This is a genomic window from Mycolicibacterium sp. MU0050 (assembly GCF_963378085.1).
Taxonomy (GTDB): Bacteria; Actinomycetota; Actinomycetes; order Mycobacteriales; family Mycobacteriaceae; genus Mycobacterium; species Mycobacterium wendilense.
Genome location: NZ_OY726395.1, coordinates 2,951,024 through 2,973,238 on the forward strand (window position 1 = coordinate 2,951,024; position 22,215 = coordinate 2,973,238).

A 22,215-nucleotide genomic window follows, 5' to 3' on the forward strand; every position below is an offset into this window, starting at 1 on the left:
GACGGTGATTTGGCGGCCTCGGCCTATTGGAGGGGGATCAGACCCCCAGTTTCCGACCGATGATTTCCTTCATGATCTCGGTGGTGCCGCCGAAGATGGTCTGCACGCGGGCGTCCAGGTACGCGCGGGCCACCGGGTATTCCCGCATGTAGCCGTATCCGCCGTGCAGCTGCAGGCATCGGTCGATCAGCTTCACCTGGGCTTCGGTGGCGTACCACTTGGCCATGGCGGCCTGCTCGGCCGACAGCCGCTCGTCGGTGTGCAGCTTGAGGAATTCGTCGACCATGATGCGGACCGCGGTGGCCTCGGTGGCCAGCTCGGCCAGCAGGAACCGGCTGTTCTGGAAGCTGCCGATCGGCTTGCCGAATGCCTTGCGCTCCTTGGTGTACTCGATGGTGTCCTCGAGGATCGCCTCCATGGCCGCGGCGGCGGAGATGGCGATCGTCAACCGTTCCTGCGGCAGGTTCTGCATCAGGTAGACGAAGCCCTGCCCCTCCTCGCCGAGGAGGTTCTCGACGGGCACCTTGACGTCGGTGAAGGACAGCTCCGCGGTGTCCTGGGCGTCCAGGCCGATCTTGTCCAGGTGGCGGCCGCGCTCGAAGCCCTCCATGCCGCGCTCGACGACCAGCAGCGAGAAGCCCAGCGCACCCTTGTCCGGGTCGGTCTGCGCGACGACGATCACCAGGTCGGAGAGGATGCCGTTGGTGATGAACGTCTTGGACCCGTTCAGGACGTAGTGGTCGCCCTGCTTGACCGCGCGGGCCTTGATGCCCTGCAGGTCACTGCCGGTGCCCGGCTCGGTCATGGCGATGGCGGTGATCAACTCGCCGGCGCAGAAGCCGGGCAGCCAGCGCTGCTTCTGCTCGTCGTTGGCCAGGCGCAGCAGGTACGGCGCCACCACGTCGTTGTGCAGCGTGAAGCCGAGCCCGCTGAAGCGACCGCGGGTGTTCTCCTCGCCGATCACCGCGTTGTAGCGGAAGTCGGCGTTGCCGCCGCCGCCGTACTCCTCGGGCACGGCCATGCCGAGGAACCCCTGCTTACCGGCCTCGAGCCAGACGGCGCGGTCGACGATCTTGTCCTTTTCCCACTGCTCGTGGTGCGGCGCGACGTGCTTGTCGAGGAACGCCCGGTAGGACTCCCGGAACAGTTCGTGCTCGGGCTCGAACAGCGTGCGCTGATACATCGTGGCGTTGCTCACGGGGACCTCCGACGGGAAAGTTTTGATCAAAGTGCGGATACTCGCCACGACGATATACCAACCGGGTGGTTGGTCGAGAATTTGGGGTTACACCGCTGGTCAGGACTCTGCGGACGCCGCCAGCCGCGGACCGATCAGGTCGACGTAGGCGTTGCTGATCCGCACCGCATCGGCCATCGGCGCGCCCCGCAGAATCGCCGCCGAGAGCACCGTGTTGATGATTGCCCACAGCATCAACGCGGCATCGGCGGCGGCCTGCTCCCCCAGCGCGGCGAAATCGCGGGCCAGGGTCTGCACGGCCGCGTCGGAGAACTCCGCCATGATCGCGGTGGCGTTGGGGTCCGTCGAGTTCTGCAGCACCATGCAGACCCGGAAGAAGCCGGGCCAGCGCTCGAAGCTGGACAGGATGGTGTCGACCTTGGCGCGCACCCGCGCCTCGGCCGAACGGTCGTCGGTTTCCGCGGCGACGAACACCGGCCGGGCCCACTCCTGCAGCACCGCGGCGTACACGTGTTCCTTGGAGCTGAAGTAGCGGTACAGGGTGCCCAGGGCGACCTGCGCATCCTCGGCGATGTCGCGCATCTGGATCTGGTCGTAGTCGCCGACCTTGAGCGCCGCCGTGGCGGCGGCCACGATCTGCGATCGGCGCGCCCGCTTGTAGGCCGGCAGCTCGCTGTGGCTCATGAGCGCGGCAGTCCCAGGATCATGGTCGCGATGATGTTGAGTTGGACCTCCATGGTGCCGCCGCCGATCAACTCCGCCGGCAACTGCAGGGTGTGCGCCAGGGCGGTGCCGTCGCGCTGCGCGACCAGCGACCCGCGGCCGGCGAATTCCATTGCGGCCGAACCGATCCGACGAAGGATGAGACCGGTGGCCACCTTGGCGATGCTGGTGGCCGGCCCCGGCGAATGCCCGGCCAGCCGGTTGAGGGTGTCGCGCAGCCCCAGCGCCGCGACCGCGTTGGTGGCCGCCCGGATCTCCCCGAGCGCCCGCATCAGGGCGTCGCGGTCCACGCCGGGTCGGTCGAACAGGACCCGCAGCACCGCCTCCCGGTCGTCCTTGAGATAGCCGCTGATGGCGGCGCGCTCGTTGGCCATCGTCGCGACCGCCAGCGACCAGCCGTCGGTCTCCCCGCCCACCAGCATGTCGTCGGGAACGAACACGTCGTCGAGGAACACCTCGTTGAAGTGCGCCTCGCCGGTGGCGGTCCGCAGCGGTCGCACGGTGATGCCCGGGGTCGTCATGTCGATCAGGAAGTAGCCGATGCCCTGGTGCTTGCGGGCGGCCGGGTCGGTGCGGGCCAGCAGCGCGCCGAAGTCGGCGCAGTCCGCCGAGGAGGTCCACACCTTCTGCCCGGTGACCCGCCAGCCACCGTCGACGCGGGTGGCGCGGGTGCTCAGCGACGCCAGGTCGGATCCGGCGCCGGGCTCGCTGAACAGCTGACACCACGCCACCGTGCCGCGCAGGATGGGCCCGGCGAAGCGGTCCTGCTGTGCCTCGGAGCCGAACGCCAGGATGGTGGGCAGGATCCATTCGGCGATCCCCAGGGAGGACCGGATCACCTCGGGACGCTTCTCGAATTCCTCGGCGATGATCAGCTGCTGCATCGCCGTGGCGTCCAGCCCCCACGGCGCCGGCAGGTGCGGGGCCAGCAGACCCGCGTCCGCCAGCAGGTCGCGCTGCGCCCCGCTGTAGAGATTGAGGTAGTCGGGGCTCTGCCGGCCGGGAGTGTCATTGCGCAAACCCGCTGCGCGGTCCAGGATTTCGACGACCCGCCGGCGGAACTCCGTCTCGGCCTCCGGCAACGTCACCGAGAAATCCCGGGCCGGGGCGTCGGGCTCGCCGAGCGCGCGGGCCCAGCGCCCCGCCGGCCCGCCGGCGGCGGCGAGGCTGATCGCGCGGCGCCAGTACAGGTGCAGGTCGTGTTCCCAGGTGTAGCCGATGGCGCCGAACATCGTCAGCGCGTCCAGCACCAGGTCCGGCAGGGCGGCGGTGGCGACGATGGCCGCCCCGGCAGCGGCCACGTCGCGTTGCGCGGGTGGCGCATCCAACGCCCGCCCGGCGTCCCAGGCCGCGGCGGCCGCGAGCTCGGCCTGCACATAGAGGTGCGCGGCCTTGTGCTGCAGCGCCTGAAAGGCGCCGATGGGTTTACCGAACTGCTCGCGGACCTTGAGGTGACCGATGACGTTGTCGGCGCACCAGCGGGCCACACCGGCCGCCTCGGCGGCCAACGCTGCCGCCGCGATGCACCGGGCCCGCTGCGCGTCGATGCCCTCGATGACGCCCGCACCCGCGACCAGGTGGTCGGCGACCCGCAGCGAACCCACGTCCCGGGTCAGGTCCGTCGGGGCCGCGGCGGTGACCGCCAGACCCGCACTTGCCGGGTCCAGCACCACCCACAGCGTGTCCCCGGCGTCGGTGGCCGCGCTGACCAGGATCCGTTGCGCGGCGCAGACGCCCAGCTCGGGCCCCACCTCGCCGCTCAGCGACCAGCCGCCGTCGACCGGGGTCGCGGACAGCCGGCCGGCCTCGGGCAGTACGACCGCGGCCGGTGCGCCGGCGGCGATGGCCGACAGCAGGGCATCGGCGGCGGGTCCGGGCTCGGCGGTGGCCGCGATCGCCCCGGCCACCATGGTCGCCAACAGCGGACCACCCAACAACGCATACCCGGCGGCGTCGAGCACGCACGCCGCGTCCGGCAGCTCGCCGCCCTGCCCGCCGCAGGACTCCGGCAGGTGCACCGCATGAAAGCCGTTTGCCACCAACGCATCCCAGAACTGCGGCGGCCGACCGGCCGCGAGGTCATCGAAGGCGGCCCGGGTCTGCTCCAGCGGCGCGTGACGCCGCGCGAAGCCGGCCACCGCGGCCGTCAGTTCGGTCTGTTCATCGCTCATCGCCAAGGGCACGGCGCGCATCCTCTCATCGACGAGCCGTGTACTTCAGCAGAGTGGGCCCGTCGGGGTTGTCGACGAACACCGGCGCCACCGGCATTCCGACCGACAGCTCGCCGGGCTCGACATCCACCAGTTCCGTGGCGAAGCGCGGCCCCTCGTCCCAGGCCACCACGGCGAGCAGGTGCGGTACCGCGTCGGCGAACTGCGGTGCGACCGGGCGCTGCGCGACGGCGAAGCTGACCAGCGTGCCCGCCCCGGAGATCTTGCGCCACTGAAGGTCGTCGGCCAGGGTGCCCGGTGCCAGCACGCGCGGATAGAACACGTGGCGATCCAGCGACGGCGAGTACTGGATCCACACCTCGTGGCGGCGCAACCCGTCCCAGTACGGTTGCGACACCGGGGTGGGCAGCGGCACGGGCCGGCTCATGGCGATGGTCATGGCGCTAATCCCCTTCCAGGACAAGGGCTTCTTGCTCGCTGAGCACGCCCCCGTTGCCGGACACGAAGGCCCGGTTGCAGTCGGCGAGCTGGGTCTGCCCGGCCCGGCCCATCAGCTGGCGGGTGGCGTCGCAGACGTGGTGCATGCCGCCACCGTTGCCCGGCTGGCCGTAGCCGAGCTGACCGCCCGCGGTGTTCATCGGGAAGTCGCCGCGAAACGTCAGGTCGTGAGTCGACACGAACTGCATGCCCTTGCCCTTTTCGCAGAACCCGGCGTCCTCCAGGGTGAGCAGGGCCGTGATGGTGTAGCAGTCGTAGATCGACACCATGTCCATCTGGGCCGGTGTCAGCCCGGCCATCGCGAAGGCCCGCGGGGCGATGTGTTGCATGGGGGTGGTCAGGGGGTCCTCGGCATAGACCGGTGACTTGTAGGGCACCCGTTCCCCGAATCCCTTGATCCACACCGGCCGGTGCCGGCCCTTGCGTGCCAGGCGTTCACCGGTGACCAACACGGCCGACCCGCCCATGCACGGCATGACGATCTCCAGCATGTGCAGCGGCGCCGCGATGATCGGGCTGGCCAGTACGTCCTCGACGGTCACCGGCTTGTCGGCGAACACGGCCCCGGGGGTGTGGTTGGCGTTGACCCGTTGGTCGACGACGATCTTGGCCATGGCCCGCTCGTCGTATCCGTAGGCCGCGGCGTACATCTGCGCCACCTGGGCATACGGGCCGTTCTGCCCCAGGTAGCCGTAGGGGATCTCGAACTCCGCCTGCGGGGAGCCGTACCGGAAGCTCGAGGCGCCGAAGTGCAGCGCGTCACCCATGTTGGGCAGCCGGTCGGGATGCATCGGCGTCAGGTAGTTCGCGGGGATGGCGCAGAGCACGGCTTCGCAGATGCCCAGTTCGATCGCGGCGGCGGCCCGCCACACCATGGCGGCGGCGCTGGCCCCGCCCAGGTCGACGTACTCGGCGAAGTTCACCTTCAGGCCCAGGTATTCGACCACGGTGGACGGCACGAAGATCTCGGACTCGAAGACTCCGGTCGTCACCAGGCCGTCCACGTCGGTCACGGACAGTCCGGCGTCGGCGACCGCCGCGGCGGCCAGCCGGGCCCACTGCTCGAGGAGGAACTCCGGCTTCCCCGTCGGAGTGCGTTCCGCCGGCAGTTCGTGGAAGCCGACGATCGCGGCTTCACCCCTCAGGCCCATCTGCGCCGTCCCTTCATCGTTTCGGGCAGCGTACTAGAATGAGAACCTGATTTCGGTTTTGCCCCTCAGGCGGTCGCGAACTCCCGCAGGCCCGCCGCCAGCGCCACGGGCACCTGCGCCTTGATCCGGGTTCCGGCCGCGGTGTGCTCGGTGGCATCGACGCGACCGATTTCGTGCACCCGGGCCACCAGGTCGCCCCGGTCGTAGGGAATCGTCACATCGACCGAGACGTCCGTCGGTTCGACCAACTCGCCCATCCGCTGCCGCAGCCGGTCCAGGCCCTCGCCGGTGTGCGCGGAGACGAAGACCGCGCCCGGCAGCGCACGACGCAACTTGGCCAGCTCCAGATCTCCGGCCGCGTCGATCTTGTTGACCACCAACAACTCCGGGGCCGGACGACCGTCGTGGTCGGCGATGACCTCGCCGACCACCTCCCGCACCGCCGCGATCTGCGCCATCGGATTGGCATCCGAACCGTCGACGACATGCACCAACAGGTCGGCGTCGAGCACCTCCTCCAGCGTGGACTGGAACGCCTCCACCAACTGCGTGGGCAGGTGCCGGACGAAGCCCACCGTGTCGGTCAGCACGAAGGCTCGACCGTCGTCGAAGGTGCCGCGGCGCGTGGTGGGCTCGAGCGTCGCGAACAGCGCGTCCTCCACCAGCACACCGGCGCCGGTCAGCGCGTTGAGCAGACTGGACTTGCCGGCGTTCGTGTAGCCCACGATCGCCACCTGCGCCACGTCGCTGCGGCGGCGGCCGCCGCGCTGCGTGTCGCGGATCTTCTTCATCTCCTTGATCTCGCGGCGCAGCTTGGACATCCGCTCGCGGATCCGACGACGGTCCGTCTCGATCTTGGTCTCACCGGGCCCGCGCGTGCCCACGCCGCCACCGGCACCACCGGCGCGACCGCCGGCCTGCCGGGACATCGACTCGCCCCAGCCCCGCAGCCGCGGCAGCATGTATTCCATCTGCGCCAACGAGACCTGCGCCTTACCCTCGCGGCTGGTCGCGTGCTGGGCGAAGATGTCGAGGATCAGCGCCGTGCGGTCGATCACCTTGACCTTGACCGCCTTCTCCAGCGCGACGAGCTGCGCCGGGGAGAGCTCGCCGTCGCAGATGACGGTGTCGGCCCCGGTGGCCAGCACCACTTCGCGCAGTTCGGCCGCCTTGCCCGAGCCGATGTAGGTCGACGGGTCCGGCTTGTCGCGGCGCTGGATCAGCCCTTCGAGCACCTCGGAGCCGGCAGTCTTGGCCAGCGCCGCCAGCTCGGCGAGGCTCGCCTCGGCCTCGGCGGCACTGCCCTCGGTCCAAACCCCCACCAGCACAACGCGTTCCAGGCGCAGCTGGCGATACTCGACCTCGGAGACGTCCTCGAGCTCGGTCGACAGCCCGGCGACCCGGCGCAGCGCCGAGCGGTCGTCGAGGGCCAGTTCACCGGCGGTGGGCTCGGCGGGGAAGCGTGATTCGTCAGTCATGGGCAGTGCCCGATGATGGCATGTCCGCTGCTGTACCCGCCAACGATTATCAAGTCTGCGCGCTCCACCAATCCGCGGCCAGTTCACCGTGCGCCAGCAGTACCGACGGGCCGCGCAGGTAGCTGGTTGCGTCGGTGATGGTGACCACCACCTCCCCGCCGGGAATCCGGACCGTCAACGTCCCCGTGTCCGCGTCGCGGTGCCGCAGCGCCGCCACCGCGGCGGCCACCGTGCCCGTCCCGCAGGACCGGGTCTCCCCCACCCCGCGTTCGTGGACGCGCATGCTGACCGTGTCGTCGACGGGGGCGGTGAGCACCTCGACGTTGACCCCGTCGGGAAACTGGCCGGCGTCGAAGGCCACCGGCGCGGCGACGTCCAGCGCGGCGAGCTCACCGGGCGTCAGCCTCGGGTCCACGCAGGCCAGATGCGGGTTGCCGACGTCGACGGCCAGGCCCTCGAATCCGCGTCCCCCCACGGTGGCCCGGCCGCGGCCGAACGGATTCGCCTTGCCCATGTCCACGGTGACCTCCGCGGTGACCGCGTCGTGCGCGTGCAGCACCACCGCGCGCGCCCCGGCCCGTGTCCCGACGACGAACTCGGAGCGGGGTTCGAGCCCGGTCGCGCGCAGGTAGTGGGCGAACACCCGGACGCCGTTGCCGCACATCTCGGCCACCGATCCGTCCGCGTTGCGGTAGTCCATGAACCAGTCGTCGGCGGTGACGCCGTCGGGCAGGTTCTCGAGGACCCCCGCCGCGGTGGCCGCCGCGGCCCGGGTCACCCGCAGCACGCCGTCGGCACCCAGGCCGCGCCGCCGGTCGCACAGCGCGGCCACCGCCGACGCGGACAGCTCCAGGTCGGCGGTCAGGTCGGGCAGCAGCACGAAGTCGTTCTGCGTGCCGTGGCCCTTGGCGAACTTCACCAGTTCAGGATACGTGGCGCCAGATCGCCATGGCCTGCTCGAGCAGATCGGCCCCCGCGCCGTCGAGCCAGCGGACCCGATAGTCGCGCCGGAACCAGGACCGCTGCCGGCGGACGTAGCGCCGGGTACCGATGAACGTCGGCTCGTGGCCGCCGTGTCCGTCGCCGCCGGCATCCAGGTCGGCGAGCACCTGCGCGTAGCCCAGCGCGCGGGACGCGGTCACGCCCTCGCGCAGCCCGACCTCGCACAGCCCGCGCACCTCCTCGACCAGCCCGCCGTCGAACATCGCCGCGGTGCGCAGCTGCAGTCGTCGGTCGAGAAGCTCGGTGTCCCAATCCAATCCGATGATGGCGGTGTCCCAGCGCGGCGTCGCGCCGATGGTGGGCGCCGACGCCGCGAAGGGCTCGCCGGTCAGTTCGACGACCTCGAGCGCCCGCACGATCCGACGTCCGTCGGTCGGCCGGATCGCCGCGGCCGCCGCCGGGTCACGGGTGCCGAGTTCGGCGTGCAGCGCGGCCGCACCGATCTCGGCGAGGCGCCGCTCCCAGCGGCTGCGCACCGCCGGATCGGTGGCCGGGAACGCCCAGTCGTCCAGCAGCGACTGCAGATAGAGCATGGAACCGCCGACGATCACCGGCAGCCGACCGCGTGCGGCGATGGCCTCCACATCGGCGGCCGCCGCCGCCTGATACCGCGCGACGGTGGCGGTCTCGACCACGTCGAGCACGTCGAGTTGGTGGTGCGGGACGCCGCGGCGCTCCTCGACCGCCAGTTTGGCGGTCCCGATGTCCATTCCGCGGTAGAGCTGCATGGCGTCGGCGTTGACGATCTCGCCGCCCAGGTGTTCGGCGAGGTCCAGCGCCAGCGCGGATTTTCCGGTGCCCGTCGGGCCGATGACGGCGATGGGTCTCACGGCCGCCAGACACCCGCGAAGTAGCCCACGCCGTAGGGGGCGCCCCGGTAGAACTCGTCGGCCGCACCGGGCGCCTCGAGGAGCCCGGCCAGCACGGCGAACGCCGCCCGGCCCACGACCGCGGCCGGCAGCGCGCGCAGGGCGGCGCCGTTCCCGCCGGCCAGCGCCTCGTCGAGGCGCTCCTGCACCGGCACCGAGCCCGGGTCGTGCCCGCCCGGCGCGCCCGCCGACAGGGTGTTGGCGCCATCGGCGACGAGAAGCACGCCGACGGGATCGGCCGCGGCGTCGATCTCGGCCCGCAGCCGAGCGCCGAGGTCGAGCGCCTCGGCGTCGGCGGCGTCGGCGGCCACACAGCGCACCGCGGCGCTCGCGTCCGGGGCGACCAGGCCGCGGACCCACCCCGTGATCAACGCGCACAGCGGCAGCTCGACCTGCTCGGAGGCGCTCAGCGACAGCCGGACCGGGACGTCGACGCCGTACCCCGCGAAGGTCCCCGCCGCCGACGGGCCGACCGCAGCGCCTCGCGGCCCCACACCGACGGCGATCCAGCGGGCGGGCAGCGCCGCCGCGGCGACGAGGACCGCCTCGCGGGCGAGCCCGAGTTCGTCGGCGGCGGTACCGGCCAGTTGCGGCACCAGCACCGGGGCCGAGGGGATGATCGCTACTGCCGTCAACACGGCATCAACGCTATCGGGGGCGCTCGGCGTGCACGGATACGCCTCCGACCTGGGACGCCGGGGTCCGCGGCGCGACTCATCCCGGCGACGATGTCGGCTTTGGCCATGCCCGGGGGAACTACCTGCTTGAATACCCCTGGAAGACAAGGCGCCGCGTCGCGCGGCAGTGCGCGGAGATATCCGCGTGGAGAGTAGGTACGGGCAGGTCATGACCACACAAGATCCGACGCACGGCGAATCGTCACCGGCACCGGCACCGACCCCGCGGCCGGTCCCCGGTCCGATTCCCCGGCCGGGCCCCCGGCCGGGACCGCACCCGGCGGCCGCGGTACCGGCTCCCCCGTCGAGCAATCCGCACAAGTTCGGGCGCGTCGACGCCGACGGCACGGTGTGGCTGATCAGTTCGGCCGGCGAGCGGGTCGTCGGATCCTGGCAGGCCGGCGACGCCGAGGCCGCCTACGCCCACTTCGGACGCCGGTTCGACGACCTGGCCACCGAGATCGCGCTGATGGAGTCCCGGCTGGAGTCCGGCACCGGCGACGCGCGCAAGATCAAGGCCGCCGCGGCGACGCTGGCCGAGAGCCTGCCCACGGCCAGCGTCCTCGGCGACGTCGACGCGCTGGCGGCCCGGCTGGCCAAGATCGCCGAGCACGCGGAATCGGCGGCCGCCGAGGAGAAGGCCAAGCGCGAGGAGCATCGCGCCGCCCAGACCGCGCGCAAGGAGGCGTTGGCCGCCGAGGCCGAGGAACTGGCCGCCAACGCCACCCAGTGGAAGGCGGCCGGCGACCGGTTGCGGGCGATCCTCGACGAGTGGAAGACCATCACCGGCCTGGACCGCAAGACCGACGACGCCCTGTGGAAGCGCTACTCGTCGGCGCGCGAGACGTTCAACCGGCGCCGCGGTTCGCACTTCGCCGAGTTGGACCGCGAGCGCGCCGGCGCCCGGCAGGCCAAGGAGAAGCTGTGCGAGCGCGCCGAGGCGCTCTCGGATTCGACGGACTGGGGACCCACCAGCGCGGCGTTCCGTGACCTGCTGGCCGAGTGGAAGGCGGCCGGACGCGCGTCCAAGGACGTCGATGATGCGCTGTGGCGGCGGTTCAAGGCCGCACAGGACACCTTCTTCTCCGCGCGCAACGCGGTGACCGCCGAACGCGATGCCGAGTTCAAGGCCAACGCCACCGCCAAGGAGGCGCTGCTGGTGGAGGCCGAGAAGATCGACACCTCCGACCCGGACGCGGCCCGTTCGGCGCTGCGTGCCATCACCGACCGCTGGGACGAGATCGGCAAGGTGCCGCGCGAGCGCACCGACTTGGAGCGGCGGCTGCGCGCGGTGGAGAAGAAGATCCGCGACGCGGCCGACGCGGGCTGGACCGACCCGCAGGCGCAGGCGCGGGCCGAGCAGTTCCGCGACCGGGTCGCTCAGTACGAGAAGCAGGCCGAGAAGGCCGAGGCCGCGGGCCGCACCAAGGAGGCCGAGGAGGCCCGGGCCAACGCCGAGCAGTGGCGGCAGTGGGCTGCCGCGGCCGAGGGGGCGCTCACCAAGAAGCGCTGAGGGCCCCCTAGTTGGTGGGCGGCTCTTCGGGCGGCAGGTTGTCCAACAACCCCTTGGACTGGCGCTCCGCCGCTTCTCGGCGTCGGGCCTCTTCGGCGGCCAGTTGCACCGCCGTGCGCGTCCAGACGACGCGCGCCCAGTGGAAGGCCAACAGGATCACGGCCACCCAGGCGATCACCAGCCCGATGCCCGGGCCCGGGTAGCCCGTCGCCGCGGTTTGTCGGGTCCAGATCGCGAGCATCCCGGCGACCGCCGCCACGGAGGAGCCGGCCAGCGCCACCCAGGCCAACGCCCAGCGCCGGGTCAGCAGTCCGAGCATGGAAAAGCCGACGCCGAAGATCAGTGCCAGCCAGGCGAACAACCGGTGCGGCATCGCGATGCCGGCGTCGAGCGCGGCGTCGGTGCCCAGCAACACGTCGACGCCGCGGGCGCCGCCGGTGTGCGGCAGGGCGAACGAGCCCAGCAGCACGAACACCAGGATGGCCACCACCAGAGCCCTGGCCCCGGGGTTGATCTCCCGGGCGATGCGCCGTTCGGCCGCCTCGATGTCGGCCCGGAAGCCCTCGAAACCGTCGGATCCCTGCGGCGCGCTCATCGGGCACACCCCGACGTCGCGGGCACCGCCGCCGGGGCCCCGAGCCCCGGCAGGCCGAGGCCCACCGTGCGGGGCCGCAGCCCCGCCTCGTGAGCGTCGCCGGCCCGGGTGCGACGGTGCTGGTGCAGCACGCCGTCGGCGATCAGGTGGTGCGGCGCGGCCCCGGTGATGACGGTGGTCACCACGTCGCCGGGACGGACCTCGGCCGCGCCCGGGGCGAAGTGCACCAGGCGGCCGTCGCGCGCGCGCCCACTCATCCGCGCCGTCGCGGTGTCCTTGCGGCCCTCGCCGGCCGCCACCAGGATCTCCACGGTCTTGCCGAGTTGCGCCTTGTTCTGCTGCAGGGAAATCTCCTCCTGAACCGCGATGAGTCGTTCATACCGTTCCTGGACCACCGCTTTGGGCAGTTGGTCGGGCAACTCGGCGGCCGGGGTGCCCGGCCGCTTGGAGTACTGGAAGGTGAAGGCGCTGGCGAATTGCGCGCGCCGCACCACCTCCAGCGTCGCCTCGAAATCCGCTTCGGTCTCCCCCGGGAACCCGACGATGATGTCGGTGGTGATCGCCGCGTGCGGCATTGCCGCGCGGACCCGGTCGATGATGCCCAGGAACCGCTCGGCGCGGTAGGACCGCCGCATGGCCTTGAGGACCCGGTCGGAACCGGACTGCAACGGCATGTGCAGGGCCGGGCACACATTCGGCGTCTCGGCCATGGCCTCGATGACGTCGTCGGTGAACTCCGCCGGGTGCGGCGAGGTGAAGCGGACGCGCTCCAGGCCCTCGACGCGCCCGCAGGCCCGCAGCAACGCAGCGAACGCACCGCGGTCGCGGGGCGTGTCGGGGTCGGCGAACGAGACACCGTAGGCGTTGACGTTCTGCCCCAGCAGGGTCACCTCCAGCACGCCCTGGCTCACCAGCGACTCGACCTCGGCGAGGATGTCCCCGGGCCGGCGGTCCACCTCCTTGCCGCGCAACGCGGGCACGATGCAGAACGTGCAGGTGTTGTTGCACCCCACCGAGATGGAAACCCATCCCGCATAAGCGGATTCGCGCGCCGCCGGCAGCGCGGACGGAAACTCCTCGAGCGCTTCGGCGATCTCCACCTGGGCCTCGCGGTTGTGCCGGGCGCGCTCGAGCAGCGCGGGTAGCGAGCCGATGTTGTGGGTGCCGAACACCACGTCGACCCAGGGCGCCCGCCCCAGCACCGCGTCGCGATCCTTCTGCGCCAGGCAGCCGCCGACCGCGATCTGCATGTCGGGGTCCCGCTGTTTCCGCGGGGCGAGGTGGCTGAGGTTGCCGTACAGCTTGTTGTCGGCGTTCTCCCGGACCGCGCACGTGTTGAAGACCACGATGTCGGCGTCGGTGCCCTCGGCAGCGCGGCGGTACCCGGCGGCCTCCAGCAGGCCCGCCAGTCGCTCCGAATCGTGGACGTTCATCTGGCAGCCGTAGGTCCGGACCTGATAGGTGCGGGTGGTGGCCGCAGACGCCGCAGCGGGCGGCTGCGTCGCGGGTGCACAGGCCGAAGTCACCCGTCCATGGTACGGACGGGTGACGGCCAGACCCAATTCGACGCCTGGCCCGCCTGCGCGCAGATCCGGGTATTCCTGGGTAAGGTCTTGGCCCATGGCCGCCGCTGCTGACAACGACGTGCCGATGATCTCCCTGCGTGCGGTCAACAAGCGCTTCGGCGACCTCCACGTGCTCCGGGACATCGACCTCGAGGTGCGGCGCGGTCAGGTGATCGTGGTGCTCGGGCCGTCCGGGTCGGGCAAGTCCACCCTGTGCCGGGCCATCAACCGGCTCGAGCCGATCGATTCGGGCACCATCACCATCGACGGCCGGGTGCTGCCCGCCGAGGGACGTCAGCTCGCCGAACTACGCAGCGACGTCGGAATGGTGTTCCAATCGTTCAACCTGTTCGCCCACAAGACCATTCTGGAGAACGTCGCGCTGGCGCCGACGAAGGTCCGCAAGCGACCCAAGGACCAGGCCCGCTCGGAGGCGATGGCGCTGCTGGAACGGGTGGGCGTGGCCGATCAGGCCGACAAGTACCCCGCCCAGCTCTCCGGCGGGCAGCAGCAACGGGTCGCGATCGCCCGCTCGTTGGCCATGAATCCCAAGGTGATGCTGTTCGACGAGCCGACCAGCGCGCTGGACCCGGAGATGATCAACGAGGTCCTGGCGGTGATGGGCGCGCTGGCCGAGGGCGGGATGACCATGCTGGTGGTCACGCACGAAATGGGCTTCGCCCGCCGCGCCGCCGACCGGGTGGTGTTCATGTCCGACGGGGCGATCCTCGAGGACGCGCCGCCCGAGGAGTTCTTCTCCAATCCCCAGACCGACCGCGCCAAGGACTTCCTCGGGAAGATCCTCAATCATTGATGGCGAAAGGAAACCCCATGCCCACCTTCCGATTCCGTCGTGCGGCGGCCGCCGTGATCGCCGCGGTGCTCCCGCTGTCCCTGGCCGCGTGCGGCGGGGGTGACGAGAACAAGATCGTGATCGGCACCAAGTTCGATCAGCCCGGCCTGGCCAACAAGAATCCGGACGGCACCATGAGCGGGTTCGACGTCGACGTGGCCCGCTACGTCGCCGACAAGCTGGGGTACACCCCCGAGCAGATCGAGTGGAAGGAAGCGCCGTCCGGCCAGCGGGAGACACTGATCCAGAACGGTCAGGTCGACTACATCGTCGCGACCTACTCGATCACCGATGCCCGCAAGGAGAAGGTCGACTTCGCCGGCCCATACCTGCTCACCGGTCAGAGCCTGCTGGTCCGCGCGGACAACACCGACATCACCGGCAAGGACTCGCTGGAGAACAACAAGGTGCTGTGCTCGGTGACCGGATCCACCCCGGCGCAGAAGATCAAGGACGAGTTCCCCGGCGTCCAGCTGCAGCAGTACGACACCTATTCCGCGTGCGTCGAGGCGCTGAAGAACAACGCGGTCGACGCCCTGACCACCGACGAAGTGATCCTGGCCGGGTACGCCGCGCAGACCCCGGGCGCGTTCAAGATCGTCGGCGAGCCGTTCTCCGAGGAGCGCTACGGCATCGGGCTCAAGCAGGGCGACGACGAGCTGCGCGGCAAGATCAACGACGCCCTCGAACAGATGCTGTCCGACGGCGCCTGGCAGGACGCGTTCGAGCAGAACCTCGGCCCGGCCGGCATCGCCACGCCGACGCCGCCCGCGGTCGATCGCTACTGAGATCGCGCACGGGGCCGATTGATCAGTGGAGGTCTTGACCGAATACCACGAGCAGGTCCTGGCGGCGTTCGTGGTGACCATCAAGCTGACGCTGTACTCGGCCCTGGGCGCGTTGGTGCTGGGCACGGTGCTGGCCGCCATGCGGCTGGCGCCCGTGCCGGTGCTGAACTGGCTCGGCGCCGGCTACGTGCACCTGATGCGTAATACGCCGCTGACGCTGATCCTGCTGTTCTGCTCGTTCGGGGTGTCCCAGACGTTGGGATTCACGCTGGCCGACGCCAGTTCCCCGACCTCGGTCGCCGACAGCAACTTCCGGCTGGCGGTGCTGGGCCTGGCGGTCTACACGGCGTCCTTCGTCTGCGAGACGATCCGCTCCGGGGTGAACACCGTGCCGCTGGGACAGGTCGAGGCCGCCCGTTCGCTCGGGTTCACCTTCAGCCAGAACCTGCGAATGATCTTGCTGCCGCAGGCGTTCCGCGCGGTGATCATTCCGCTGGGTTCGGTGCTGATCGCGCTGACCAAGAACACCACGATCGCCTCGGCCATCGGCGTCGCCGAGGCCGCGCTGCTGATGAAGGAGATGATCGAGAACACCGCGGCCCTGATCGCCGTCGGCACGATCTTCGCGGTCGGGTTCGTGGTCCTGACCCTGCCGATGGGGTTGTTCTTCGGGTGGCTGAGCAAGCGCCTGGCGGTCGCCCGATGAAGTTTCTCATTCGCTTGCTGAGTTTCAACCGCGCGACCGTGCTCTTCGACGCGCCGGGGCCGCGGGCGCGGGTGCGCAACTGGATCATCACCGCGGTCACCGTGTACGCCTTCGTGGAGGTGTACAAGATGGTGCGGCGCGGCCTGGCCGAGAAGGGCCAGTTGACGCCCGAGAAGTGGCGGCCGTTCCTGACCGCCGACCTGTGGCGGACCTACGTACTGCCCGGCATCCAGGGCACGCTGACCGCCGCCGCGATCTCCATCGTGCTGGCGCTGGCGCTCGGCCTGCTGCTCGGCGTCGGCAGGATGGCGCCGAATCCCGCGGTGCGGTGGGCCTGTTCGGTGTTCGTGGAGTTCTTCCGCGCCGTGCCCGTGCTGATCATGATGATCTTCGCGTACTTCCTGTTCGCGCAGTACGGCGTGTTCGCCTCCAAGCATGTGGCGCTGGCCGGGGTGATCACGGGTCTCACGCTCTACAACGGTGCGGTGATCGCCGAGATCGTCCGGACCGGCGTGCAGACCTTGCCGCGTGGGCAGGCCGAGGCCGCCGCGTCGCTGGGGCTGCGCTGGGGCCAGACCATGCGTTCGATCCAGCTGCCGCAGGCGATCACGGCGATGTTGCCGGTGCTGATCTCACAGTTGGTGGTGGTGCTCAAGGACACCGCGATCGGCTATCAGATCACCTTCGTGGAGATGGTCCGGCAGGGCACCGTGGTCGGGTCGGCCTACGGCAACTTCGTTCCGGCGTTGATGGTGATCGCGGTGCTGATGATCACGTTGAACATCGCACTGTCGGTGGTGGCCACCCGGGTCGAACGTCGACTGCGACGGTCCCAGCGGGCACCCGAACCGTTGGCCGCCGCGCAGACCGCCGAGCAACCCGGCGATTAGACGCGCCGGCGCTCCCGTTCGGCCGCGAGCTCGGCGCTGACGACATCGAAGGCCATGCCCTGGTTGTAGCCGCGACGGGCCAACATCCCGACCAGCCGCCGGGTCACCTTGAGATCGTCGTCGTCGCCGAGGCGTTCGCGGCGCAACTTGTTGCGCACCAACTCCTCGGCGCGGGTCCGCTCGGCCCCGGCATCGATGTCGGCCAGCGCGGCGTTGATCACCTCGTCGTCGACACCCTTGGTGCGCAGTTCGGCGGCCAGCGCGCGCCGGCCCTTGCCGGCGTTGACCCGGCGGGAACGCACCCACTGCTCGGCGAAGTCGGCGTCATCGATCAGGCCGACCTCGGTCAGGCGATCCAGCACCACCTCGCCGACGTCGTCGGGATAACCCCGCTTGGCCAGCTGCCCGGCCAGCTCGGCGCGGGTCCGGGCCCGCACGGTGAGCAGGCGCAGGCACAGTGCCCGCGCCTGCTCGGCGCGCTTGACCGGGTCAGAAGTCGACGGGGGCTGGGAGGACACCGTCATCGCTCACGTCGTCGGTCACCACCGCGCCGATCCCGAGCTTCTCCTTGATCTTCTTCTCGATCTCGTCGGCGGCCGCCGGGTTGTTCAGCAGGAAGTTGCGGGCGTTCTCCTTGCCCTGCCCCAGCTGCTCGCCCTCGTAGGTGAACCACGACCCGGACTTGCGGATGAAGCCGTGCTCGACACCCATGTCGATGAGCGAGCCCTCCTTGGAGATGCCCTTGCCGTAGAGGATGTCGAACTCGGCCTGCTTGAACGGCGGCGAGACCTTGTTCTTGACCACCTTGACGCGAGTGCGGTTGCCGACCGCGTCGGTGCCGTCCTTGAGCGTCTCGATGCGGCGGACGTCCAGGCGGACCGAGGAGTAGAACTTCAACGCCTTACCGCCGGTGGTGGTCTCGGGCGAGCCGAACATCACGCCGATCTTCTCCCGCAGCTGGTTGATGAAGATGGCCGTGGTGCCCGAATTGTTCAGCGCACCGGTCATCTTCCGCAGCGCCTGGCTCATCAGGCGGGCCTGCAGGCCGACGTGACTGTCGCCCATCTCGCCCTCGATTTCGGCGCGCGGCACCAGCGCGGCCACCGAGTCGATGACCAGGATGTCCAGCGCACCCGAACGGATCAGCATGTCGGCGATCTCCAGCGCCTGCTCGCCGGTGTCCGGCTGGGAGACCAGCAGCGCGTCGGTGTCCACGCCCAGCGCCTTGGCGTACTCGGGATCCAGCGCGTGCTCGGCGTCGATGAACGCCGCGATCCCGCCGGCGGCCTGGGCGTTGGCCACCGCGTGCAGCGCGACGGTGGTCTTACCCGAGGACTCCGGGCCGTAGATCTCGATGACGCGGCCGCGGGGCAGACCGCCGATGCCCAGCGCCACATCCAGGGCGATCGATCCGGTGGGGATGGTCGAGATCGGCTGGCGGGCCTCTTCGCCGAGGCGCATCACCGAGCCTTTGCCGTAACTCTTCTCGATCTGGGCCATCGCCAGTTCGAGGGCCTTCTCGCGGTCGGGGGCCTGCGCCATGATGGTGCCTCTCCAGTAGTCGTGGTTGACCGGGTTCCGGTCGGTTGGCTGTGACGTTAGAACAGCCCTACGACAAAACTCATCGGTCGAACGTTGACCACGATAGCGAACAGGTGTTCGAACGCAAGTAGGCGCGCCGCGCGTGTCAGCCGAGGCCGTGCAGCGCCTCGGCCAGCTCCGCGGGCCGGGACAGAAACGGCGAATGCCCGCCCGGCAACTCCAGGACCGCCGCGGTCAGTCGCTCCGGCGCCACCCGTCGTGACCAGTCCGGATGCAGGATCCGATCCTCCGCGCACACGATCGCCGTGGCCGGCACCGCCGGCAGCGGACCCGACGGCCAGACCTCGGTCGGCGGCCCGTAGGCCTGGGGGCGCAGCCGGGCCACCGCCGCGGCCGCGACGTCGGCCGCACAGTCCTGGTAGAGCAGCTCGCGGGCCAGGTCGGCGTCGGCCCAGACGGTGCATCCGTCGGTCCGGCGCAACCCCTTGAGATAGGCCGGATCCGTCATCCCGCCGGCGCGTTCCTGATCGGACTGGCTGCGTCCGGGGTCCGGGATCATCGCGCACAGGTAGACCGCGTGCCGCACCGGCGCGCGCCGCGCCACCAACGGCAGCACGTTGCCGCTCAACGAGTGACCGACCACGATCGGGTCCGTGGCGGCACCCATGGCCGCCACCACCGCCTCGGCGTAGTCGTCGAAAGTGGCCGCGGGATCGTCGGACGGCAGGTCCACCGCGACGACCCGGTGGCCGCGCCGCTCGAGTTCGGGGGTCAACCGCTCCCAACACCACGCGCCGTGCCAGGCGCCGTGCACCAGGACGAACGTGCTCACCGCGCCCACCCTCTCACCACTGCTCGCGGGGCACGTCGAAATCCGCGCACAGCGCCCGCCAGACGTCCCGCGGTTCGACGCCGTCCTCGATGGCCTGGGCGGCGGTGCGTCCCCCCACGGTGCTCAACACGTGATCGACCAGCAGCGAAGAGCCCCGAACCGCGCCGAACTGCGCACGGACCAGTTCGTGGAATTCGGTCAATCGCACACCGACGAATCTACCCAACCACGTCCTGGCACACCCGTACCGGATCGGCCACCCCGGCCACCGACGCCCCGGCGGCGCGGGCGGCCTCGCGATAGCCCGGCGCGGCCAGCACCTGCCCGACGGCGGCGACCAGCGCCTCGCCTGTCAGCGGCCGGATCAGTTCGCCACTGCCTTGCCGCACAACGCGATTCGCCATCTCCCACTGGTCGCCCCCGCCCGGAACCACCACCATCGGCACCCCCGCCAGCAAGGTCTTTGCCACGATGCCGTGGCCACCGCCGCAGATCATCAGGCTCGCACCGGTGAGCAGTTCGTCCTGCCGTCCCAGGCCGACGACCGCCCACGGTGGCACCTCCAGGTCGGCGCCACCCAGCCGTGAGACGGCCACCCGGGCGCCGGCGGGCAGGGTTTGACCGGGCACCAGGTGTCGCAACGCCAGTTCGGCCATCCCGGTGGCGCCGGTGGTGGCCGTCGAGGGCGCCACCACGATCAACGGGCCGTCGCCGGGCGGCGGGGTCAGCACCTCGGCGGTCGGTTCGAAGTGCAGGGGCCCGACCACGACCGCCTCGGCGGGCCAGTCCGGGCGGGGCACCTCGAGCGCGGGCAGCGTGGCGATCAGCCGACGGGCCGGGCCCGGGTCGGAGGCGGGCAAGCCGATGTGCCGCCGCGCCGCGGACCGCTGCGCCAGCCCGGCGCGCCAGGAGCGCTCGGTGAGCTTACGCATGACGGCGTCGCGCAGCCGGCCGCGCAGCCCCGTGCCGGGCGCGAGCCCGCTGCCCAACGGCGGCAGGCCCTTGGAGGGCAGGTAGAGCGGATGCGGGTTGAGCTCCACCCAGGGGATGTCGAGCAACTCCGCGGCCATCCCGCCGCACGCGGTGATGACGTCGGAGACCACCAGGTCCGGCGCCAGCGCGGCGAGCGGCTCCGCGTTGAGCACCGCCATCCGCGCGGCGCGGCGGTGGATCTTCTCCCCCGCGTCCGCGTCGTCGTCCTCGTCGGTGGGGTCCAAGCCCAGCAATTCGGTGGCCGCCAACCCCGCCTCGCGGGCCGCCGGCAGCCACTCGACGCCGGTGAACAACGTCGGTTCGGCCCCGGCGGCCCGCAGCTTGCGGCACAGCGCGATCGCCGGGAACGCATGACCGGGATCGGGGCCGGCGACCACCGCAATTCGCATCGCCACAGCCTGCCATAGCGCATTAGGCTGTCCCCCATGACGGAGCACAGCATCGATCTCGGTGCCGCAGCCAGCGAAGAAGCCAACATCGCCACCGTGGAGAAGCTCTTCTCCGCGCTGCGCGACAAGGACCTCGACACCGCCGAGTCGTCGCTCAGCGACTACGTCGTGTATCAGAACGTGGGCCTGCCGACGATCCGCGGCAGCAAGCGGGCCATGAAGCTGTTCGCTGGGATGCAGCGCCCCAGCATGGGATTCGATTTCAAGATCCACCGGACCGCCGCCGACGGCGAGACCGTGCTCAACGAGCGCACCGACGTCATCGCCGTGGGGCCGGTGCGGCTGCAGTTCTGGGTGTGCGGTGTCTTCGAGGTCCGCGACGGCCGCATCACGCTGTGGCGCGACTACTTCGACTTCTTCGACATGACCAAGGCCCTGGTGCGCGGCCTGCTGGGGGCCGTCGTCCCGGCGCTGCGCCCCACGCTGTGACCCGCGTCATTGCCGCAGGTTGATAGCCTTTTATCACCATGAGCAACAACGCCGCCGCGACCAAGCCGAACCTCTGGCAGTACGTCCGCTACTGCTACGGCGGTCGCCTGCCCGCGTCGATGCGCGACTGGGTCCGTCACGACCTGGCCGGCAAGGGCGCCACCCGCCGCATGATGGTCCGGATGTTCATCCCGGCGGTGCTGATCCTGCTGCCGTTCTGGTTCATCCCGACGTCGCTGTACGTGCACATCGGCATGACGGTGCCGATCCTGATCCCGTTCGTGTACTTCTCCCACGCCCTGAACAAGGTGTGGCGGCGGCACATGCTGCGGGTGCACGGACTGGACCCCAGCCTGGTCGACGAGATCTCGCGGCAGAAGAGGGCGCGGACCCACCAGGCGTACGCCGAGAAGTACGGCCCGCGCACCGGGCCGCCTTCCAGTCACGACGTGTGATGCGCCCGGGGAGTCCCGTTCAGGCCCGGCGCAACTGACCGAGCTCGTCGAACGCCTGCGCCCAGCCCAACAGCCGATCGGTGGCATCGGTCAGCTCGCTGCGATAGCGGTGCTGGGAAGCCTGCAGCTGCGGCGACGGCGCGCCCCCACCGTTGGCCGCGGACACCAATTGCGCTGCGGCGGTGACCATCTCGTTGTACTGCCGCACACCCACCCCGAGCTGGGCGGTGTAGGCGTTGATGGTCGGCACCAGGTACGCCCGCGAGTTCGGAGTCGTGGTGGCCGCCTGCTCCATCGAGACCACCTCAGCGGCGGTGGCGGCCATCGCGGTCGCGGTCTGATTCGCCGCCGCGGTCAGTTCCTGGATCTCCCCGTCGGGCAGCAGGTTGGTGCGTTCCATGACGCCCAGCAGCGAGAACAGCCCACGTTCGGAGGCCCCGAGGGCATACATCGCCGGGCGGGCCGCCGAACCGTGCGGCGGCAGTCGTCGCGTGCTCGCGGGCCGCTGCGCGGGCAGCGGCGTGGAACGCAGCCACCGGTACCGCAGGAAGGCCAGGGTGGCCGGGAAGGCGGCCCCGGCGGCGAGCAGGCCCGGGATCAGCAGCGCCCACGCCGGCGTGCTCCAGCTGGCCAGTAGCACCGTGACCAGGATGCAGAACAGCGTCGCGAAACTGAACGCCAGGCCGATGCGCAACGCCCATTTGCGTTTTCGCAGCAGCCGGGCGCGCGGGTCGGCCGCCAGGCTGAGTTTGTGCGCGAGTAGGTCGGCGGCCTCACTGGCGCCGTCGAGCCCCCGTTGAAGTACTGCTCGCCAGCGCTTGGCGGTGGGCATGACCCC

At 70.6% G+C, this 22,215-nt stretch carries 24 protein-coding genes; 7 read left to right on the forward strand and 17 right to left on the reverse strand.

What is annotated here, in order from left to right; genetic code table 11:
* Window positions 1-37 precede the first annotated feature (37 nt).
* The 9 genes from R2K23_RS13890 to R2K23_RS13930 form a co-directional block, all read right to left on the reverse strand.
* Entirely contained in the window at window positions 38-1,198 is a 1,161-nt protein-coding gene (locus R2K23_RS13890; RefSeq protein ID WP_316510184.1) for an acyl-CoA dehydrogenase family protein, read from the reverse strand.
* A gap of 99 nt (window positions 1,199-1,297) precedes the next feature.
* Complete coding sequence (locus R2K23_RS13895) at window positions 1,298-1,882, reverse strand: TetR/AcrR family transcriptional regulator (RefSeq protein WP_316510185.1); 585 nt, start codon at window positions 1,880-1,882, stop codon at window positions 1,298-1,300.
* Window positions 1,879-4,104: an acyl-CoA dehydrogenase gene (locus R2K23_RS13900; protein ID WP_316510186.1), complete on the reverse strand. Its 2,226-nt coding sequence runs from the start codon at window positions 4,102-4,104 to the stop codon at window positions 1,879-1,881. Before R2K23_RS13900 ends, R2K23_RS13895 begins: the two co-directional genes overlap by 4 nt.
* A 13-nt stretch (window positions 4,105-4,117) precedes the next feature.
* Window positions 4,118-4,531 carry a Zn-ribbon domain-containing OB-fold protein gene (locus R2K23_RS13905; RefSeq protein WP_396891996.1) on the reverse strand — a complete coding sequence of 138 codons (414 nt, stop codon included), beginning with the start codon at window positions 4,529-4,531 and terminating at the stop codon, window positions 4,118-4,120.
* Window positions 4,532-4,535: 4 nt separating this feature from the next.
* A complete protein-coding gene (locus tag R2K23_RS13910) occupies window positions 4,536-5,741 on the reverse strand; it encodes a thiolase family protein (RefSeq protein WP_316510187.1) in 1,206 nt (401 codons plus the stop codon).
* Between the two features lie 65 nt (window positions 5,742-5,806).
* Window positions 5,807-7,219, reverse strand: coding sequence for a GTPase HflX (gene hflX, locus R2K23_RS13915; RefSeq protein ID WP_316510188.1), 1,413 nt, complete (start codon window positions 7,217-7,219; stop codon window positions 5,807-5,809).
* A 49-nt stretch (window positions 7,220-7,268) separates the two neighbouring features.
* Window positions 7,269-8,138: a diaminopimelate epimerase gene (dapF, locus tag R2K23_RS13920; protein ID WP_316510189.1), complete on the reverse strand. Its 870-nt coding sequence runs from the start codon at window positions 8,136-8,138 to the stop codon at window positions 7,269-7,271.
* 4 nt (window positions 8,139-8,142) lie between these two features.
* Complete coding sequence (gene miaA / locus R2K23_RS13925; protein ID WP_316510190.1) at window positions 8,143-9,051, reverse strand: tRNA (adenosine(37)-N6)-dimethylallyltransferase MiaA; 909 nt, start codon at window positions 9,049-9,051, stop codon at window positions 8,143-8,145.
* On the reverse strand, window positions 9,048-9,728 hold the full coding sequence (locus R2K23_RS13930; protein ID WP_316510191.1) for a class III extradiol ring-cleavage dioxygenase family protein: 681 nt from the start codon (window positions 9,726-9,728) through the stop codon (window positions 9,048-9,050). The genes miaA and R2K23_RS13930 overlap by 4 nt, the downstream gene beginning before the upstream one ends.
* Before the next feature lie 208 nt (window positions 9,729-9,936).
* Between R2K23_RS13930 and R2K23_RS13935 the strand changes: the two genes are divergently transcribed.
* Window positions 9,937-11,280 (forward strand): DUF349 domain-containing protein, encoded by a 1,344-nt coding sequence (locus R2K23_RS13935; protein ID WP_316510192.1) that lies wholly within the window; start codon window positions 9,937-9,939, stop codon window positions 11,278-11,280.
* A gap of 7 nt (window positions 11,281-11,287) precedes the next feature.
* Here the strand turns inward: R2K23_RS13935 and R2K23_RS13940 are convergent, their stop codons facing one another.
* A complete protein-coding gene (locus tag R2K23_RS13940; RefSeq protein ID WP_316510193.1) occupies window positions 11,288-11,875 on the reverse strand; it encodes an Rv2732c family membrane protein in 588 nt (195 codons plus the stop codon).
* Window positions 11,872-13,401, reverse strand: coding sequence for a tRNA (N6-isopentenyl adenosine(37)-C2)-methylthiotransferase MiaB (gene miaB, locus R2K23_RS13945; protein ID WP_316510194.1), 1,530 nt, complete (start codon window positions 13,399-13,401; stop codon window positions 11,872-11,874). Before miaB ends, R2K23_RS13940 begins: the two co-directional genes overlap by 4 nt.
* A gap of 124 nt (window positions 13,402-13,525) precedes the next feature.
* Between miaB and R2K23_RS13950 the strand changes: the two genes are divergently transcribed.
* From R2K23_RS13950 to R2K23_RS13965, 4 genes are read left to right on the forward strand one after another with little or no spacing between them, the layout of a single operon-like run.
* Window positions 13,526-14,254 carry an amino acid ABC transporter ATP-binding protein gene (locus R2K23_RS13950; protein WP_316517272.1) on the forward strand — a complete coding sequence of 243 codons (729 nt, stop codon included), beginning with the start codon at window positions 13,526-13,528 and terminating at the stop codon, window positions 14,252-14,254.
* Window positions 14,255-14,271: 17 nt separating this feature from the next.
* A complete protein-coding gene (locus R2K23_RS13955; protein ID WP_316510195.1) occupies window positions 14,272-15,081 on the forward strand; it encodes a glutamate ABC transporter substrate-binding protein in 810 nt (269 codons plus the stop codon).
* A 25-nt stretch (window positions 15,082-15,106) separates the two neighbouring features.
* Entirely contained in the window at window positions 15,107-15,787 is a 681-nt protein-coding gene (locus tag R2K23_RS13960; RefSeq protein ID WP_316510196.1) for an amino acid ABC transporter permease, read from the forward strand.
* Complete coding sequence (locus R2K23_RS13965) at window positions 15,784-16,677, forward strand: amino acid ABC transporter permease (RefSeq protein ID WP_316510197.1); 894 nt, start codon at window positions 15,784-15,786, stop codon at window positions 16,675-16,677. Before R2K23_RS13960 ends, R2K23_RS13965 begins: the two co-directional genes overlap by 4 nt.
* Here the strand turns inward: R2K23_RS13965 and recX are convergent.
* The 5 genes from recX to R2K23_RS13990 form a co-directional block, all read right to left on the reverse strand.
* Window positions 16,674-17,201, reverse strand: coding sequence for a recombination regulator RecX (gene recX, locus R2K23_RS13970; RefSeq protein ID WP_316510198.1), 528 nt, complete (start codon window positions 17,199-17,201; stop codon window positions 16,674-16,676). The two genes, R2K23_RS13965 and recX, sit on opposite strands and share 4 nt — an antisense overlap.
* Window positions 17,167-18,222: a recombinase RecA gene (gene recA, locus R2K23_RS13975; protein ID WP_396893597.1), complete on the reverse strand. Its 1,056-nt coding sequence runs from the start codon at window positions 18,220-18,222 to the stop codon at window positions 17,167-17,169. The genes recX and recA overlap by 35 nt, the downstream gene beginning before the upstream one ends.
* Before the next feature lie 142 nt (window positions 18,223-18,364).
* Window positions 18,365-19,051, reverse strand: a complete 687-nt coding sequence (locus R2K23_RS13980; RefSeq protein ID WP_316510200.1) for an alpha/beta fold hydrolase — start codon at window positions 19,049-19,051, stop codon at window positions 18,365-18,367.
* A gap of 13 nt (window positions 19,052-19,064) precedes the next feature.
* A complete protein-coding gene (locus tag R2K23_RS13985) occupies window positions 19,065-19,259 on the reverse strand; it encodes a DUF3046 domain-containing protein (protein ID WP_316510201.1) in 195 nt (64 codons plus the stop codon).
* A 10-nt stretch (window positions 19,260-19,269) separates the two neighbouring features.
* Entirely contained in the window at window positions 19,270-20,433 is a 1,164-nt protein-coding gene (locus R2K23_RS13990) for a glycosyltransferase (RefSeq protein WP_316510202.1), read from the reverse strand.
* 36 nt (window positions 20,434-20,469) lie between these two features.
* On the opposite strand from R2K23_RS13990, the gene R2K23_RS13995 reads away from it, so the two are divergent.
* Window positions 20,470-20,922, forward strand: coding sequence for a limonene-1,2-epoxide hydrolase family protein (locus R2K23_RS13995; RefSeq protein WP_316510203.1), 453 nt, complete (start codon window positions 20,470-20,472; stop codon window positions 20,920-20,922).
* Window positions 20,923-20,960: 38 nt separating this feature from the next.
* Window positions 20,961-21,377 (forward strand): DUF5313 domain-containing protein, encoded by a 417-nt coding sequence (locus R2K23_RS14000; RefSeq protein ID WP_316510204.1) that lies wholly within the window; start codon window positions 20,961-20,963, stop codon window positions 21,375-21,377.
* Between the two features lie 19 nt (window positions 21,378-21,396).
* Here R2K23_RS14000 and pspM read toward each other — a convergent pair whose 3' ends face one another.
* Window positions 21,397-22,209 (reverse strand): phage shock envelope stress response protein PspM, encoded by an 813-nt coding sequence (gene pspM, locus R2K23_RS14005; protein WP_316510206.1) that lies wholly within the window; start codon window positions 22,207-22,209, stop codon window positions 21,397-21,399.
* Window positions 22,210-22,215 lie beyond the last annotated feature (6 nt).